At 67.4% G+C, this 15,335-nt stretch carries 14 protein-coding genes; 11 read left to right on the top strand and 3 right to left on the bottom strand.

The annotated features are described in order from the left end of the window. Positions 1-183: 183 nt before the first annotated feature. Positions 184-3,066 carry a hypothetical protein gene (locus tag KOR34_RS17610; RefSeq protein ID WP_146566612.1) on the top strand — a complete coding sequence of 961 codons (2,883 nt, stop codon included), beginning with the start codon at positions 184-186 and terminating at the stop codon, positions 3,064-3,066. An 80-nt stretch (positions 3,067-3,146) separates the two neighbouring features. On the opposite strand, the gene KOR34_RS17605 is transcribed toward KOR34_RS17610, so the two are convergent. The 3 genes from KOR34_RS17605 to KOR34_RS17595 all read right to left on the bottom strand — a co-directional run bounded on the left by KOR34_RS17605 (position 3,147) and on the right by KOR34_RS17595 (position 6,091). Further along, the gene (locus KOR34_RS17605; RefSeq protein ID WP_146566610.1) at positions 3,147-3,569 is read right to left on the bottom strand and encodes a hypothetical protein; all 423 of its coding nucleotides are present in this window, start codon (positions 3,567-3,569) and stop codon (positions 3,147-3,149) included. A gap of 244 nt (positions 3,570-3,813) precedes the next feature. Further along, positions 3,814-5,484 (bottom strand): DEAD/DEAH box helicase, encoded by a 1,671-nt coding sequence (locus KOR34_RS17600; protein WP_146566608.1) that lies wholly within the window; start codon positions 5,482-5,484, stop codon positions 3,814-3,816. Between the two features lie 49 nt (positions 5,485-5,533). Continuing rightward, the gene (locus tag KOR34_RS17595) at positions 5,534-6,091 is read right to left on the bottom strand and encodes a hypothetical protein (RefSeq protein ID WP_146566606.1); all 558 of its coding nucleotides are present in this window, start codon (positions 6,089-6,091) and stop codon (positions 5,534-5,536) included. 403 nt (positions 6,092-6,494) lie between these two features. Between KOR34_RS17595 and KOR34_RS17590 the strand changes: the two genes are divergently transcribed. From KOR34_RS17590 to KOR34_RS17545, 10 genes are all read left to right on the top strand, one after another. Further along, positions 6,495-6,959, top strand: a complete 465-nt coding sequence (locus tag KOR34_RS17590; RefSeq protein WP_146566604.1) for a hypothetical protein — start codon at positions 6,495-6,497, stop codon at positions 6,957-6,959. Between the two features lie 252 nt (positions 6,960-7,211). Next, the gene (locus tag KOR34_RS17585; protein ID WP_197531527.1) at positions 7,212-8,327 is read left to right on the top strand and encodes a hypothetical protein; all 1,116 of its coding nucleotides are present in this window, start codon (positions 7,212-7,214) and stop codon (positions 8,325-8,327) included. A 328-nt stretch (positions 8,328-8,655) separates the two neighbouring features. Continuing rightward, complete coding sequence (locus KOR34_RS17580; protein ID WP_146566600.1) at positions 8,656-8,901, top strand: BON domain-containing protein; 246 nt, start codon at positions 8,656-8,658, stop codon at positions 8,899-8,901. 21 nt (positions 8,902-8,922) lie between these two features. Next, the gene (locus tag KOR34_RS17575; RefSeq protein ID WP_146566598.1) at positions 8,923-9,504 is read left to right on the top strand and encodes a hypothetical protein; all 582 of its coding nucleotides are present in this window, start codon (positions 8,923-8,925) and stop codon (positions 9,502-9,504) included. Next, complete coding sequence (locus tag KOR34_RS17570) at positions 9,497-9,862, top strand: four helix bundle protein (protein WP_146566596.1); 366 nt, start codon at positions 9,497-9,499, stop codon at positions 9,860-9,862. Before KOR34_RS17575 ends, KOR34_RS17570 begins: the two co-directional genes overlap by 8 nt. 54 nt (positions 9,863-9,916) lie before the next feature. Continuing rightward, complete coding sequence (locus KOR34_RS17565; RefSeq protein WP_146566594.1) at positions 9,917-10,282, top strand: four helix bundle protein; 366 nt, start codon at positions 9,917-9,919, stop codon at positions 10,280-10,282. A 209-nt stretch (positions 10,283-10,491) separates the two neighbouring features. Then, positions 10,492-11,283: an OmpA/MotB family protein gene (locus KOR34_RS17560; protein WP_197531525.1), complete on the top strand. Its 792-nt coding sequence runs from the start codon at positions 10,492-10,494 to the stop codon at positions 11,281-11,283. A gap of 119 nt (positions 11,284-11,402) precedes the next feature. Then, positions 11,403-12,008, top strand: coding sequence for an imidazole glycerol phosphate synthase subunit HisH (hisH, locus tag KOR34_RS17555; RefSeq protein ID WP_146566590.1), 606 nt, complete (start codon positions 11,403-11,405; stop codon positions 12,006-12,008). 122 nt (positions 12,009-12,130) lie between these two features. Next, a complete protein-coding gene (gene hisA, locus KOR34_RS17550) occupies positions 12,131-12,847 on the top strand; it encodes a 1-(5-phosphoribosyl)-5-[(5-phosphoribosylamino)methylideneamino]imidazole-4-carboxamide isomerase (RefSeq protein ID WP_146566589.1) in 717 nt (238 codons plus the stop codon). 346 nt (positions 12,848-13,193) lie between these two features. Continuing rightward, on the top strand, positions 13,194-15,281 hold the full coding sequence (locus tag KOR34_RS17545; protein ID WP_146566587.1) for an elongation factor G: 2,088 nt from the start codon (positions 13,194-13,196) through the stop codon (positions 15,279-15,281). The last annotated feature ends 54 nt before the right edge of the window (positions 15,282-15,335 follow it).

Below are 15,335 nucleotides of genomic sequence, written 5' to 3'. Positions count from 1 at the left end.
ACGAGGCAGGCGTGCGTTGAGAGCGACATGGGACGTGCCAACCGGCGGGCGATTCATGCTGCTGCGTCCTCCGATCGATAGGGGACTCTTGTCTTGGTTGCCGCGATGCGGCTGTGCGACTAAGGTTGGGCGAACGGGCGGCGGCGTTCCGCCGAGTCTCATTCTTCGCAACGCAGGTGTTGGATGCACATTAGCCGCGTGCCGGATTGGCGAGGGTCGCTTGTCTACCTGATTGGGACCTGGTGCTGCGTAGCCGCGTGTGGCATCGCCGACGGGCGTGAGGTAGCGATCGGGGCCCACGGCGCATCATTTGATGTGCGCGACAACTGGCGCCGACAGCAACTAGTGGCGAACCTGGGCAGAGACCAGTTCAAGCTCGCGGGTCGGGCCGGCTACTTTGCGACGGTGATCGAGTCGGAGCGATTGCTCGAGGGCGAAGAGCAGCTTATCCACGCGCTGCGGACGCACGTGCAAAACATGGTCGACCGCCCGCGACTCAAGGGCCGCCCCCGCTACACCAAAGACGCCTCCGGGGTAGAGCGGGCGACGCAGTCTCTCGAGGCGTCGGTCAGCGGTTTCCAGATCTTCTACAACGTCTGTTACCTGTCCCAGAACGGGCTCACCTACTGCTGCCTCGTTTGGTCAATCGCCGAGAATGCCGACACGGTCGACGATCTCGCGGCGCGGCTGCACGACGGGTTCGAGATGCCCAAGCCGGGATCGGGATGGCGACGCGGACTCCGGCCCATCGACCGCGGGCTGGTCGTTGGCGGGCACCGGTTGGCGTTCCGTTTCCGGCCATCTGTGTTTAGGCCGGCCGACGACGAGAGTGTGCTGCTGGGACTGCTGACGCCCGATCAGCAGAACGCGATTTACGTGTCGGAGAGCGACACCGACGACCCCAATCGCTTGCTCAACGAGTCTTTCGCAGCCATCAATCTGGGCGAGAGCGTCCCTTTCAAGGAACGAGGCCGCAAAGACATCACCGTGGGCGAAGCATCAGGAAGGATGCTTACTGGGTACGACGGGGCGTTGACCCTGCTGCTCATCGCCTTGCCGGTGGAGCGGGGCCGGACTCTCGACATCCGCTTCCTGCACGAGGGCAAGCCCGACGCCCCTCGCTTCGACCGCGATCTGTTTCTGGAGAGCCTCGACCTAACTCCCGTGAGCGTAGGGTTGGACCTGCCCGAACTCCCTCTGCAAGTGGCCGAGCAGTACCGCAATCAACACGAGCAGGAGCTGGACCGGATTTCCACCCTGGAAGTCCAGACCTCACTCTCCAGCGTTAGCGCGGCTCGGCGGTTGGCTGACGGGCGCCTGCTGCTGACGCACGGATACGGGCTGATCGAACTGAATGGGGACGAGGAGCGGGTTGTCTTGGAAGACGAGCGTTGGGGGCGGCGGTACTCGGCGGCGCCGTGGGGTGGGGGGCTGGCGGTGGCGGTCGCCGACAGCGAGGAGGCAAAGACGCTGGACCCCGATGGCGACCTCAACCTGATAGGCATTACGGCGGACGTGCTCACCAACTGGGGCGACAGCCTCCTCTACTCTCCGCCGCAGAGGTCAGAGCAGCTGGTCGGATTCGAGAATGAACCATCGGGTGTTGGTGCGCAACTGTCGAGTCTCAGGGCCGGCGTGGGCGGTCGTCTCATCACGACATTAAAGGGGCGCCGGCCGATCGCGATTGCCGCCGCCCCCGGCGCCTCTGTCGCCGCCGTGTCCGCCGAACCAGTGCAGCGGGCGAAACTGACCTGGGGGCAGATGTCCCCCTCGTTGTTGTGGGTCGACCTCGAGACCGGCGGGCATGGCGTGATCGCCGAGTGGCGGCGAATCTCGAACGTCGTCGCGGCCGGCGACCAGTGGCTGGTTTCGGGGACGCCGGCCGGCAAACCGTCGGGCGTCTACGTAGCGAACACCGATGGACTGGTGCGCTGCTTGCTGACGGGCGACAGGTTCCTGGGCGTGGCGCTGGAAGAGGAGCGGCTGTGGTACACCAGGCTGACGCCGACGGGTGAGGGCGAGCGGCTGGCGGTGTACTCGGCGCCGCTTGCCGACCTGACCAAAGTTGGCCCGTTGTGCCGGCCATTCTGCGTCGCCAGGATCAATGACGCCGCGGCCCGCTGGCAGCCGCCTGCGCGAATATCGACACAGGAGGGGATCCGCGCCGCATTCTCTTCCGCCTCGGAACAGTGCCAGGCGGTGATCGGGACGCCGCTCCCGACGGATGGGCGCGGGGTGGACCAGCTGCTCTACCCGCTGATCGCCGGGGACGGTCTCAGCCCGGCCGCCAAGCAAATGGTTGCAGTCGCGTTGACGAACTGCCTGTTGGAGCAGGGTGCCGAATGGGTTCACTCGGACCGTGGTGGGTTGGTCGACTGGTTGGCGGCGGACGCGGTCAACCCCGTGAATGCGTTCGCCGAGGGGCACACCCCGGCGGCGCTACTGACCGACACCCTCTACAACGCGGATGGCTATTGGTCCCCAGGCGAGTACATCGTCAAGAACTCTGGCGGTCGGCGGGTGCTATTGTCTCTCGACCCGCAAGTTGTCACGCAGGCCGTTGAGCAGGCACAGCCTCCCGGCGCCACCGAAACACTCGAGTCCGGCACGCCCGGCCGCCTCTTGGAGATGCTGCACTCGGCTCCGAACAACACATTCTTCCGCGCCGCCGTGTACCGCCAGTTTGGAGGCGCGGGCGACGCAGAGACTTTGCGCAGCCTCGCCGCCGAGTTCGTCGACGCCGACATGGCCGAGAGCATTGATCGCCATGCCTGGTTCTCAGCACGGTGGGAGTTGGCCCGCACCGGGGAGCCCGATCCGGAACTTGCCAGCGACCTGATCGACGCCATCAACGAGCATGCCGACGAGCCGGTCCTCTACGTGCTACTCGGGAAGGTCTGCGATAGTGACCCGCAACGCGGCGAAGGCCAGAGCCGCGTCTGCTACGCCCGAGCCCTGGAGCTCGACTCCTGGAGCGAACTCGCCGAGCACGCCCGCGCGCGGATCAGCGAAATAGACAACGCTGCTTCCGGCGTTTCGGGCCGTCCTCAGCCAATCCTGCCGTGAGCACGTGTGGCGAAGTCGCGCGCCCGGCGCCAAAGCTGGGCGAGATGGTGCTGAGCTGGGACCTGCGGTTGCGTTCGCGCCTACCTCCCGAACGGGCTCGCCGCCGCGGGCGATGCGGGGCCGGCGCCAAAGACGCCGCCGACCGAAGGCGCCGGCAGGTTGCCCAGGGTGATCACGCCACTGGGCTCCAGTTCCTCCGCCGCGCCCACGCGGTTGCGGCACGCGTCGGGCGGGGTTGCCTGGCAGCCACAACAGCGGTTAGGAAACAGGGCGCCCTTCAGGCACGGGCAGTGGTAGTGTCCGCCGCAGCAGCCCACGCGGTACGGGTCGCACCCGTAGTTGAAGTTGTGCGTCCGCATCGGGTCGGTCGACGCCAGCGGCAGGCCGTTGGTGTACGTGGTGACCGGGTCGAGCAGGCAGGGCGCCCACGCGCTCGACAGCGTGGCCAGCGGCCCGAAGACCAGCAGCAGGGTAGATGCAATCGACGGTAGGTGGGCGATCACGGCGGGCGCTCCTTGCTCAGCGGGGGAGGGCGCCGGCCCGGGGTCCTGGGGCCAGCGGGCGCGCGAAGCGCCGTGAAAGCATGCCCGCGCGTCAAGGCACGCGCCGCGAGAATACAGCGGGCGGAGCAGAATCTTGAGGCCTGGAATCGGTGCGGGCGTCACGCCCAGCGGCCACAACCCAGCCGGCAGAGTTTCCGCAGTCGTCAGCCATGCGTCAGACCGACCTCCTTGCCGGCCGCAGGAGCTACGCCGCCTTGCCGATCCGTCCTTGCGGCGACTGCAGGTGGAACAGCGAGAGCAACTCGTCGCGCGACAGCCCGTAGCTGCGGGGCGCGTTGGTGTCGCTGAACACGCTCTGGAAGAGCTCTCGCTTCTGCGCGAGGATGTCGTCGATGCGTTGCTCGATAGTCCCCATCGCGATGTAGCGGGTGACAGTCACCGCTCCCTTGGCGCCGATGCGGTGCGCACGATTAATCGCCTGGTCCTCGACCGCCGGGTTCCACCAGCGGTCGAACAGGAACACGTACTCGCTGAACTGCAGGTTCAGGCCCACGCTGCCGGCGCCGTAGCTCATCAGGATGACCGAGCAGTCGGGGTCGTTCTTGAAGCGGTCGATCACGCCGTCCCGCTTGGCGTGCGGCACGCGCCCGTGGTACTGCGCGGGCGAGAAGCGGCCGAGCCGCTCGGCGATGACATCGATGGCGTCGACCCACTGGCTGAACACAATCGCCTTGCGGCCGCTGGCGGCGACCTCTTCCAGTTCGGCCTCTAGGCGGTCGAGCTTGCTGCTGCTCTTGGTGAGCGGGTCAAAGTTGCAGATCTGCTTGAGCCGCAGCACCAGCTCGAACACGTGCTGCAGGGTGATCGCCTCGCCCAGGCCCTCCAGCTCCAGCACGCCGTTCTGCTCGGCGTTGTGGTAGGCGTCCCACTGCTCTGGGTTGAGGTCGATGTGCTCGTCGCGGACGATCTTGGGCGGCATGTCCGTCAGCACCATCTCCTTGGTGCGGCGGAGCACCGAGTCGCCCACCGCCGCGCCGATCTGTCGCGCGGTTTGACCGAGCCGTAGCTTGCCGGGCGAGACGAACTCGTAGATGCCAACCAGGTCGTCCAGGCTGTTCTCGATCGGGGTGCCGGTGAGGGCCCAGCTGCGCTGCCGCGGCACGCCGCGCACCGCGGCCGCCGTGGCGCCCGAGCGGTTCTTGACGCGTTGCGCCTCGTCGATGACGACCAAGTCGTAGGGCTGCGACTCGTGCAGCGTGTCGGCGTCCCGCACGGCGGTCTCGTAGTTGGTCATCGTCACGACGGCCGACGAGTTCTCCCACGCCCAGCGGCGCTTTTCCCCCGTGCCCTCGACCGTGACGACCGACAATTCGGGCGCCCACAGCGCGAATTCACGCCGCCAATTGGTGATCAGCGGCTTGGGGCAGACCAGCAGCACCCGCCGCACCTGGCCGCTGTGCGCGAGCAAGCGGATCGTGGTGATCGTCTGCATCGTCTTGCCGAGCCCCATCTCGTCGGCCAGCACCGCCGACTGCCGCGGGTACAAGAACGCCACGCCGTCTAGCTGGTACGGGAACGGGTGGAACGGGAACCGCAGGCTCTTGGCCGCCAGCAACGACTCCAGCGGTGGCTGCAGCAGGTACTGCAGCCGATCGGAGAGCTTGACGATGTCGCGCGGCGGGCGGATGCGGGTGTGCTTCGAGCTACGACGGCTCCTCCGCCTAGGGCCGACGGCATCGCCGCTCGGCGGTGGGGGAGGGGCGGCGTTGCTCCTGCCCGCCAGGAAGGCATCACCCTCGGGCAGCAGGCAGCCGTTGGTGCGGACCCGCGGCGCCGCGACCGACACCGAGGCCACCGGCGGCTGCGGGAACGCGATCGCGTCGGTGCCGCCGAAACGATCGGCGCCGACCGTCATTACCAACTCGTCCGAGCCGACAGACCAGGTTTTCGGGGCGGCGTGTTGGTCAGGCGGCGACACTGCTGGGCGCCTCCGGCGTGCTCAGTCGCTGTGCTTCGCGGACCGCCTCGTGAACGCGCTCGAACGGCTCGGCGAGCTCGATGTGCTGGTCGAGCGTGGCGAGCAGCTCTTCGACCTCCGCGGCGGCCTCCTCGTCAAAGCCTGTTAGCGGGACGGGTGACGCGGGCGACTCTTCGTCGGCAGCCGGGGATTCTGTGGTGTCGGTCGTGTCCGCGGTTTCTTCGGCCGGCGCCAGCAGCATGACCGGCAGGCCGGCGGCGGGCGCGGCGTCCGCGTGCTGAACCAGCAGCAGCGTCGGTTTGATCTTGGCGGCATTGACCAGGGCGCCGCCGATGAGCTCGCCGCAGACGTGCGCCGACAGCGTGGCGCCGAACAGGATCTCCTGCGCCCTGGTGACCGCCAGCGGCGTGGAGCAGTGGAACTCGAGAGGTCTGCCGCTTGCCGAAACGATCAGCAGCCCTCCTGTGTAGCCGAGTTGGGGGTCATGGAGGACCGCCAGGTACCCCACGGAGGGGGCCCGGCGTCCCCGATTCGGGACATTCATCAGCAGTCGTCGATCAGGAGGAGAGCAGTCAGCAGCTGGCGCCGGCATAGCAGGGCTAATTGGGCAGACGCACATTTCAAGCATCGGGACCCGGAGCGGACAGACTTTAGCAGCCGCTGCGACCCGCCTGACCGGAGACAAATCTTGGCGCCGCGGGGGTCGGATTTGCGCCGAAACGCTGGATTCCCTGTTTGACCTCCGTTAAAGTAAGGGCTTAGGCGAAAAGGCAGGCATCCCCACCCGCCGGGTGGTGTTTGCGACCCGCGGGTCGAAGCCGGCAGTGCTGTCACGCCCGGCCCTGGCCCTAGCGGACAGGACAGGCCGGCAACAGGACGACAAACCGGACCGGCGCCAGCCACATTCGCTCTTATCAACGCTGTTATCCAAGGAAGCCGACCCCGCTATGGCCGAGAACAAGCCGCCGCTCGCCCCGCTGTTTTCCCAGGTTGACGTGTCGACCGGCTCGCCCCCCAATACGATGCTGCCACCTGCGGAAGAGCACAACGAGCTGCTCCGCGAGGTGCTGTCCGCTCAGGACCGGACCAACGAGCTGCTGGAAGAACTGGTCGGCGCGATGGCCGCCCAGCACAAGCAGCGGGCCAACGAGCTCAACCAGTGGAAGTCCGCCAACCCGCAGCTCTCCAAGCGGTGCCGCAAGGCCGCCGAGACGCTCAGCCAGGTCCAGGTGGAGTACCTGGAGCGGATGACCGACGAGATCATGGAGAACCGCGAGGACCTGGTCTACGGCGAGTTCATGCTGAGCGAGTTCATCGACCGCTTCGGCCCCCGCTTGGCCCATCTCAACGGCGTGATCCAGGTGCTGGCCCAGCTCAGCGCCAACGGCGGCGAGGAAGAGGCGGAAGAGTAACGCCGCATACATAGCCAACGAACCACCCCACACCCCGCTCGGTTGAGTGGGGTGTTTTTGTGCGCCGGGCGTGCTGGATGCGAACGTGGCCGCGTCGGCCCGCCCCGTGAGCGGCGGGGCCCCTCGGTCACCCGTGCCCATGCGTTCGCTGCCCGTGCCTGAGTGGCCGGTCCCGTTGCCACCCGCTTGTCGGGCGACTATCGTTGCATGTCTCACCCCTCACGCAACTTCCTTACAGGCCTCACCCCTCCTATGAGCGAAGCGAACCTCCAAGCCGCGGTGGACCAAGCCCAGCAGGACCTCGACGCGCACACCGTGGAGACGGTCGCCTGGCACTTCAACGACAACACCGGCTGCCCGTTCTGGCTGGAGAAGAAGCGGGAGCTCAACTTCGACCCGCTCACCGAGATCAAGTGCTTTGAGGACCTGAACAAGTTTCCGGACTTTGAGGACGAATGGCTCCGCGGCGGGCCGGTTCGGCGGTGGGTGCCCCAGGGCCTGGCCGACAAGCCGGTCTACGTGTTCGAGACCGGCGGCACCACCGGCGTGCCCAAGAGCCGCATCGCGATCGACGACTTCCGCACTGACTACTCCAACTTCTCCGACACGCTGCCGGACCAGTATTTCCCGCCCGGCGCCAACTGGCTGATGCTCGGCCCCAGCGGACCGCGGCGGCTGCGGCTGGCGGTGGAGCACCTGGCTCAGCACCGCGGCGGCATCTGCTTCTGCATCGATCTCGACCCGCGGTGGGTGATCAAGCTCATCAAGAAGGGCAAGATGGATCAGGTCGAGGAGTACAAGAAGCACTGCATCGACCAGGCGATCACGATCCTCACCGCCGGGCACGAAGTGAAGTGCATGTTCGGCACGCCAAAGCTGATCGAGTCGCTCTGCCTGGAGCTTGAAGAACGCGGCACGAGCCTGGCCGAGGTCGGGATTACGGGCATCTTCTCCGGCGGCACCGAGTTTACGCCGCAGTGGACCAAGTTCTGCGTCGAGGAGCTGTTCGGCGGCCCGCCTGAGAAGTCCGGCGTGTACATGACGCCCACCTACGGCAACACCCTAATGGGCCTGGCGTGCAGCGAGCCGGTCACGGCCGAGAACAAGTACAAGATCACCTACCACGCCCCGCAGCCGCGGGCCGTGCTGCAGGTGGTGGACTTTGACGACACCGACCGAGTGGTCGGCTACGGCGAGACTGGCCGCTCGAAGCTCACCACGCTGACCAAGGAGTTCTTCGTCCCCGGCTTCCTCGAACGCGACGAGGGCGAACGCGAACGCCCTTACGAGGCGTACCCCTGGGACGGCATCAGCGGCGTGCGGCCGTTCAGCCGGTTGGCCGGTGGGACCACGGTCGGGGTCTACTAGCCCGGCGAAGCTTCAGAACTGCCGCAGGGCGGCGGTCTGTGGCCGCCGGCGGGCAAGCAGCTGCAGGTCAGGCTGGCGATCCCTGCACGCGGTGCGGGGGCGGGCCTTGGCGGCGCCGATCGGGTGGTGGTCGACCCAACCGGCCACGGGATCCACGCAACCGTCGCAACCCGAACGCTTTCGCGCAGTTACCCTGTGGGAAAAACCTGCCAGGCTTAACGTGGCGGCGCGCGGGGGACGATCTATTCTTCTACGGGCCCGGCTGATCCGGTTGGGCCCGCCCCTCCCCCTCGCCGCCCCGTTTCCCTCCCGACTCTTGCCTCACGCCATGATCGAATCCGCCGCCGCGACCACGACCCCCGCCAACGACCTGCTCAGCGACCGCGTCTCTAGCGCGCTGGCGGCCAGCCCGCACGTGCCGGGCGGCAAGCTGCGGGTGGAGGCCGCCGACGGCGAGGTCCGCCTGCACGGCAACGTCACGACCTTCTTCGAGAAGCAGATGGCGCAGGAGCTGGTGCGTCGGCTCGACGGCGTCGACCGCATCGAGAACCTGCTGCAGGTGAGCTGGTCCTAACGGCCGCCCCGCACCAGACCGATGCCGCTCTGGCAAGAAACGATCGTCGACCTCGACGCCGGGCGCGACCGGGTGCGTGTCCGCCGCTACGGGGTTATTGAGACCCGCGGCGGGCGGTTGGAGTCGGTGACGCTCCGACCGTGGCCGAAGCTGCTTTCCGCCCGCGAGCTGTGGCCGGTCGGCGACCGCTACCACGAGCGCGGGCCCGAGGACCGTTGCCGGCTGTACTACAACCAGCCGCTGCGGTGCCCAAACTTCTTGGCGCTGAAGTATGTCGCCACTACCCGCGGCGCCAGCTACCGGACCTTCTTGGCCGCGTTGCGGGCGCTGGACCTGGTGGCGGAGATCAAACGCACCGACGCCATCGTCTGCGACGCCGCCAACAGCCGCCTGTCCGACCGCTTTATGGCCCGCATGGGTTGGTCGCCCCACGCCCCGATGCCCTGGCGGCGGAACTTCATTCGCCGGTTCTACGGAGTGTACCCGAGCGTGATTCCTGAGCAGCCGCGCGCAGCGGACTTTCCGCAAGCTACGCTTGCCGGAACGACCGCCGTCGGCGACGGCGGCGCAGAGTCTGCCCCTCAGGAATTGATCCATGGCTAACTCGAGCAAGGGCTACCGCCGGTTGGACGCGTGGCAGAGTTCGATGAAGCTAGTAGGAGCGGTCAGGGAGATCTCCCGTACACTCCCCGACGACGACCGCAAGAAGCTGACCAAGCGGATGCAACGCATCTCGGCCACCGTCCCCCGGACGCTCGCCCGAGGGTTCGGCCGCGGCGGCAAGGAGTACCGCCAGTACGTGCTCGACGCGCGTGAGTCGCTCTCCGAACTCGAGTCCCAGATGCAGGCGGCCGTGCGGCTGGGCTATCTCCGCGCCGACCAGGCCAGCGCCGCTGGACGATCCGCCCGCGACACCGCTTCGCGGCTTAACTGCTTGGCGATGTCGCTGGAGCTTAGCTAGCGAAGGCGGGTTTCGGGTCGAGGGTTTCGGGTTTCGATACAGAGGGGAAAACTCATGGCCGCCGCCCGCAAAGGCTATCGCAGCTTGGATGTCTGGCAGCGGGCGATGGAACTGGTCGAGGCGGTGTACAAGGTCACACAACTGCTACCGGACTCGGAGCGGTTCGGGCTAATCTCCCAGATGCAGCGAGCGGCCGTTTCGGCGCCGAGTAACATCGCCGAGGGGTACGGCCGCGGTGGTAGGGACTACCGCCGATTCGTCGTGATGGCCCGCGGATCCGTGATGGAGCTTGAAACACAGTTTGAGATCACAGTTCGTCTGAAGCTCCTCTCCCGTGAAGAGATTCGTGAGGCGTGGGATCTGAGCCAGGGCACAGCGAAGATGCTGTCACGTCTGGCCGATTCGCTGAAAGGCCGCTAGCGGCCTCCAGGATTCCGAAACCCGAGACCCTATACCCGAAACCAGCCGCCCGCCAACTGCCCTTGGCCCCGCGCGGCCGGGGTGCTACGCTCCGCCACGTGATCACCCGCCGCTAGCACCGCGGCGGTGCGGACGTGCCCGCCCCTTCCTACCGGATTGCCTCACGGATGAGCGCCCGGCAAACAATCTGTTGTCTCGTGTGCCTGTCGATGCTGACTGGTTGCGGGCGGGTTGTGTTCCGTCCGGACCAGCAGACCGCGCAGGCGATCTCGCTCTCGCCTGAGCAGCAGCAGACGCTCGCCCAGCAACAGCAGCAGTTCCAGAACCGCGCGGCGGAACTGGACCGCGACAACCAGGAGCTCGAATCGCTGCTCGCGCAGTCGCGGCAGGAGAGCCAGCTGCTCCGCGAGCAGGTCTCCGCGACGCAGTCGCAGCTCCGCGCCACCACCGACCAACTCGCCGGGCTCCAGCAGGAACGCGCCCAGCTGCAGAGCAAGACGCAGGCCATGATGGCCAGCGTTAAGACGCCCGGGCCGGCCGGCATCCGCGCCAACAACACGCTGTTGCGTCCGCTCAGCGTCGGCAGCCTGCCGGGGGTCGACGTGCGCCAGGACGGCGACACCATCCGCATCTCGATCCCCGCGGACGAGGTCTTCCAGCCCGGCGCCGCGCAGCTCAAGCCGGGCGGCGACCAGCTGCTGATGCGGGTTGCTGCCGACGTGATCGCCGCCTACCCCGAGCAGGTGATCGGCATCGAGGGCCACACCGACAGCGCGCCGCCGGCGTCGCCGCAGTTTCCCACCAGCCACCACCTGTCGGTGGCGCAGGCGACTACCGCCTACGACCTGCTGACCCGCGGCGCCAACGTCCCGGCCCAGCAGGTGTTTGTGATCGGCCACGGCGGGAACCACCCGCGGATGTCCAACGCCACCGATGCGGGGCGTCAGGCGAACCGCCGGATCGAGGTGGTTGTCTATCCCGAGGTGGTGCGCCGCCGGTAGACAGTTGCGGCCAGCCCTCGGCGTTGCTCCTCGCGCCTCGCGGGCCCCCATGCCGCCCCGGGCCCGTCGGGATTAAACTAGGGGACTCCCCTGAGCCCCGAGACCCGAGCCTCGCACCTATGCTGGCGATCATCAACTACGAGATGGGCAACCTCCGCTCCGTGCAGAAGGCGCTGGAGAAGGTCGGCCACGACGCGGTCATCACCGATGACCCCGCGCAGATCGCCGCCGCGGACAAGCTGGTGCTGCCCGGCGTGGGCGCGTATGCCGACGCGATCGCCGCGCTCCGCAAGAAGCGGCTCGTGGAGCCGATCCAGCAGGCGATCGCCGACGGCAGGCCGTTCCTCGGCGTCTGCCTGGGGATGCAGCTGCTGTTTGACGTCAGCTACGAGGACGGCGAGCACCAGGGCCTGGGCGTGGTGCCGGGTAGGGTCGTCAAGTTCGACGTGCCGCGGGAGCTGAAGGTGCCGCACATGGGCTGGAACCAGGCCGCCTTCGCGAAACCGACCCGACTGTTCAGCGGGGTGCAAGACAACGCCTACTTCTACTTTGTGCACTCTTACTACGTTGTCCCCGAGGACGAGGGCGTTGTTGCGGCGCGGTGCGACTACGGATCGCCGTTCTGCGCGGCGATCGAGCGTGACAACCTGTTCGCCACCCAATTCCACCCGGAGAAGAGCCAGGCCGACGGTCTGCGGGTGCTAAAGAACTTCGCCGAGTTGTAGGCGTCCCGCGGCGTTCTTGACCGCCGGGGGCGGAATACGGCCGCGGGCCGCGGGTTGAATGCGGTACCCCCATTTGCGATAGTAGAGGCTCGGGCAGAGCTAAGAAACCTCTAGGATTCGCGATGGAAGTTTGGCCGGCAATCGACCTGCGGGGCGGCAAGTGCGTCCGCCTGCGTCAGGGCGATTACGAACAGGAAACGGTCTTCGACGACGACCCCGTCGGGGTGGCGCGGCAGTTCGCCGCGGCCGGCGCCAAGCGGCTGCACGTCGTGGACCTGGACGGCGCCCGCGAGGGGACGTCGGTCAACCTGCCGGCCGTGCAGGACATTGTCGCGAACGTGGACATGCAGGTGGAGCTCGGCGGCGGCGTCCGCGACGAGCAGTCGATCCTCGAGCTGCTCGGCTTCGGCCTGCACCGGCTGGTGATCGGCACCTCGGCCATCAAGCGGCCGGACTGGTTCCAGGAGATTGTCCGCAAGTTCCCCGACCGCCTGGTGCTCGGCATCGACGCGCGTGACGGCCGCGTCGCGACCGACGGTTGGCTCGAAACCTCCGACACCCCCGCGGTGGAGCTGGCCCAGCGATTCAACGACGAGCCCGTCGCGGCGATCGTCTACACCGACATCGCCACCGACGGCATGATGTCGGGTCCCAACATCACCGCGATGGCCGAGATGCAGAACGCCGTGAAGCTGCCGGTGGTGGCCTCCGGCGGTGTGACCTCCATCGACGACGTCCGCGCCCTCCACCAGGCGGGGCTGGCCGGGTGCATCATCGGCCGCGCCCTGTACGAGGGCGCCATCGACCTGTCCGAAGCGGTGCAGGTCGCCGGCGACTAGACCGCCGGCGCACGACGCCCGCCAGACTTGTGCTGGCCGGGGCGCACACGCTGTACACACGCGGCGTGGAACACGCTTGCCGCGCTGCCTCGTTTTTTCTTCGCGACCTCTGACGGATTCCTGCGGAGCGCCTTTGCGCCGCCGCGCCGGCGGGCGACAATGGAGTTGGCAGCCCGGTCCCCGCCGCCTAGCGACGCGGGCCGTCCGGCGGGGATCCCTTCTCTTCTCCCATCAAAGGAGCCGCCCGACCAGCAGCACGCGACGCGAGATCCTGTTTCGACGGACGCCCTGCGCGACGCTTCGTCCTTCCTCCGCTCCTTTTCCTTTTCTGCTCTCGGAGGCGACTATGGCTATCAATGTCGAAAATGTCCGCAACATCGCGGTGTGCGGACACGGTTCATCGGGCAAGACCTCTCTGGTCGATGCCCTCCTCGTCAAGTCCGGCGCCGTGAGCGGTCGACCCAGCGTCGACGACGGCACGAGCATCTGCGACTTCGACGAGGAGGAGAAGCACCACAAGCACTCGGTCGAGGCGACCCTCACCCACTTCGAGCACGCGGGCAAGTGGTTCAACGTGCTCGACACGCCGGGATACCCGGACCTCATCGGACAAACCATCAGCGCGCTGCGCGGCGTGGACACCGCGCTGATCACCATCGACGCGCACGCGGGCATCAAGGTTAACACCCGCCGCGTCTGGGAAGAAGCCGGCAAGGCCGGGCTGGCGCGGATCCTCTGCATCACCAAGCTCGACGACCACAACGTCGACTTCCAGGGCCTGCTGGACTCCATCCACGAAACCTTCGGGCAGGGCTGCGTGCTGTTCGACGCGCCCGACGGCACCGGCGACGGCTTCCACGAGGTGATCGGCTCGCTCGACCCGGTGCACGGCGAATCGACCGTGGTCGACCTCGCCGCCGTTCACGAGACCGCCGTCGAGACCATCATCGAGGTCGACGAGGAGGTGATGGAGAAGTACTTCGAGGGCGAGGAGCCGGACCACGAGAAGCTGGCGCGGCTGGCCGTTGAGGCCGAGAAGCAGGGCACGGTCACGCCGATCGTGTGCGTCAGCGTGAAGAACGACATCGGCGTCAAGGAGCTGATGGACATGCTGGCCGAGGAGGCCTTCTCCCCCTGCGAGATGCCCCACAAGGCCCGCAAGGAGGGCGACGAGGTGACCCTCAAGGCGGACCCGTCGGCGCCGCTCGCCGCGCAGGTGTTCCGCACCCGCGTCGACCCGTTCGTGCAGAAGCTGTCGTTCATCCGCGTGTACTCCGGCACGCTCAAACGCGACTCGGTGGTCCCGAGCGCCGAAGCGCCCAAGGGCGTGAAGCTCGGCGCGCTGCTGCGCGTGCAGGCGGACAAGACCGAGCCGGTCGACGAGGCCGGCCCGGGCGACATCGTGGCGGTCGCCAAGTGCGACGACCTGCACACCGGCATGTCGCTGGGCGAGGTGGAGCTGCCGCCGATCAACTTCCCGACCGCGATGATCGGCCTGGCGGTGTCGCCCAAGAACCACGGCGACGAGGCCAAGCTGTCGACCGCGCTGCACAAGCTGGTGGAAGAAGACCCCACCATCCACGTGGAGCACGACCCGGAGACCAAAGAGACCGTGCTGACCGGCATGAGCGAGCTGCACCTGAACCTGGTGCGCGAGCGCGTCGCCCGGCGGGACCACGTCGAGATCGAGACCCACGAGCCGAAGATCCCCTACCGCGAGACCATCACCTCCAACGGCGAGGGGAGCTACCGCCACAAGAAGCAGAGCGGCGGCGCGGGGCAGTTCGCCGAGGTGCACATCCGCATGTACCCGCTGCCCGAGGGCGCCGACCCGGATGAGTACGCCACCAAGGACCGCTTCCCGCAGCTCAAGCACACGCACTACCACGCCAAGCACCACTTCCTGTGGGTGGACACCGTGGTCGGCGGCGCGATCCCCGGGAACTTTATGCCGGCCATCGAGAAGGGCTTCCTGGAGCGGATCGGCCAGGGCGTGATCGCCGGCTGCCCGGTGCAGAACGTCTGCGTCGAGGTGCACTTCGGCAAGGACCACCCGGTCGACTCCAACGAGACCGCCTTCAAGATGGCGGCCAGCAAGGCGTTCGCCGAGGTGTTCAAGCAGTCTCGGCCCGCGCTGATGGAGCCGTTCGTCAAGCTGGAGATCACCGTGCCCGCCGACAACGTGGGCGACGTCAGCAGCGACCTCTCCGGCCGCCGCGGCCAGATGCTGGGCATGGACCAGGCGCCCGGCGGCCTGACCGTGATCACCGCCAAGGCGCCGCTGGCGGAGGTCATGACCTACGCCCGCACGCTCGGCAGCATGACCGGCGGCCAGGGCAGCTACACGATGGAGTTCGCTGCCTACGAACCCGTGCCCGGCCACGTTCAGCAGGAGGTGATCGCCAAGGCGAAGGTGCGGGACGACGATGACTGACGCCTGACGCACGAGGGCGTTCCGCTCGCGCAGGAGCTCCCTCTGCGTCCGCTC

Source organism: Posidoniimonas corsicana, from assembly GCF_007859765.1.
Lineage (GTDB): Bacteria > Planctomycetota > Planctomycetia > Pirellulales > Lacipirellulaceae > Posidoniimonas > Posidoniimonas corsicana.
This window is presented reverse-complemented; position numbering and strand designations above follow the sequence as displayed.

Coding starts and splice junctions, on each gene's coding strand:
- KOR34_RS17570 (WP_146566596.1), top strand. CDS start 9,497: ATGGCTAACTCGAGCAAGGGCTACCGCCGGTTGGACGCGTGGCAGAGT.
- hisA (WP_146566589.1), top strand. CDS start 12,131: ATGGAAGTTTGGCCGGCAATCGACCTGCGGGGCGGCAAGTGCGTCCGC.
- KOR34_RS17595 (WP_146566606.1), bottom strand. CDS start 6,091: ATGAATGTCCCGAATCGGGGACGCCGGGCCCCCTCCGTGGGGTACCTG.
- KOR34_RS17585 (WP_197531527.1), top strand. CDS start 7,212: ATGAGCGAAGCGAACCTCCAAGCCGCGGTGGACCAAGCCCAGCAGGAC.
- KOR34_RS17545 (WP_146566587.1), top strand. CDS start 13,194: ATGGCTATCAATGTCGAAAATGTCCGCAACATCGCGGTGTGCGGACAC.
- KOR34_RS17600 (WP_146566608.1), bottom strand. CDS start 5,484: ATGACGGTCGGCGCCGATCGTTTCGGCGGCACCGACGCGATCGCGTTC.
- KOR34_RS17560 (WP_197531525.1), top strand. CDS start 10,492: ATGCTGACTGGTTGCGGGCGGGTTGTGTTCCGTCCGGACCAGCAGACC.
- KOR34_RS17565 (WP_146566594.1), top strand. CDS start 9,917: ATGGCCGCCGCCCGCAAAGGCTATCGCAGCTTGGATGTCTGGCAGCGG.
- KOR34_RS17580 (WP_146566600.1), top strand. CDS start 8,656: ATGATCGAATCCGCCGCCGCGACCACGACCCCCGCCAACGACCTGCTC.
- KOR34_RS17590 (WP_146566604.1), top strand. CDS start 6,495: ATGGCCGAGAACAAGCCGCCGCTCGCCCCGCTGTTTTCCCAGGTTGAC.
- KOR34_RS17610 (WP_146566612.1), top strand. CDS start 184: ATGCACATTAGCCGCGTGCCGGATTGGCGAGGGTCGCTTGTCTACCTG.
- hisH (WP_146566590.1), top strand. CDS start 11,403: ATGCTGGCGATCATCAACTACGAGATGGGCAACCTCCGCTCCGTGCAG.
- KOR34_RS17575 (WP_146566598.1), top strand. CDS start 8,923: ATGCCGCTCTGGCAAGAAACGATCGTCGACCTCGACGCCGGGCGCGAC.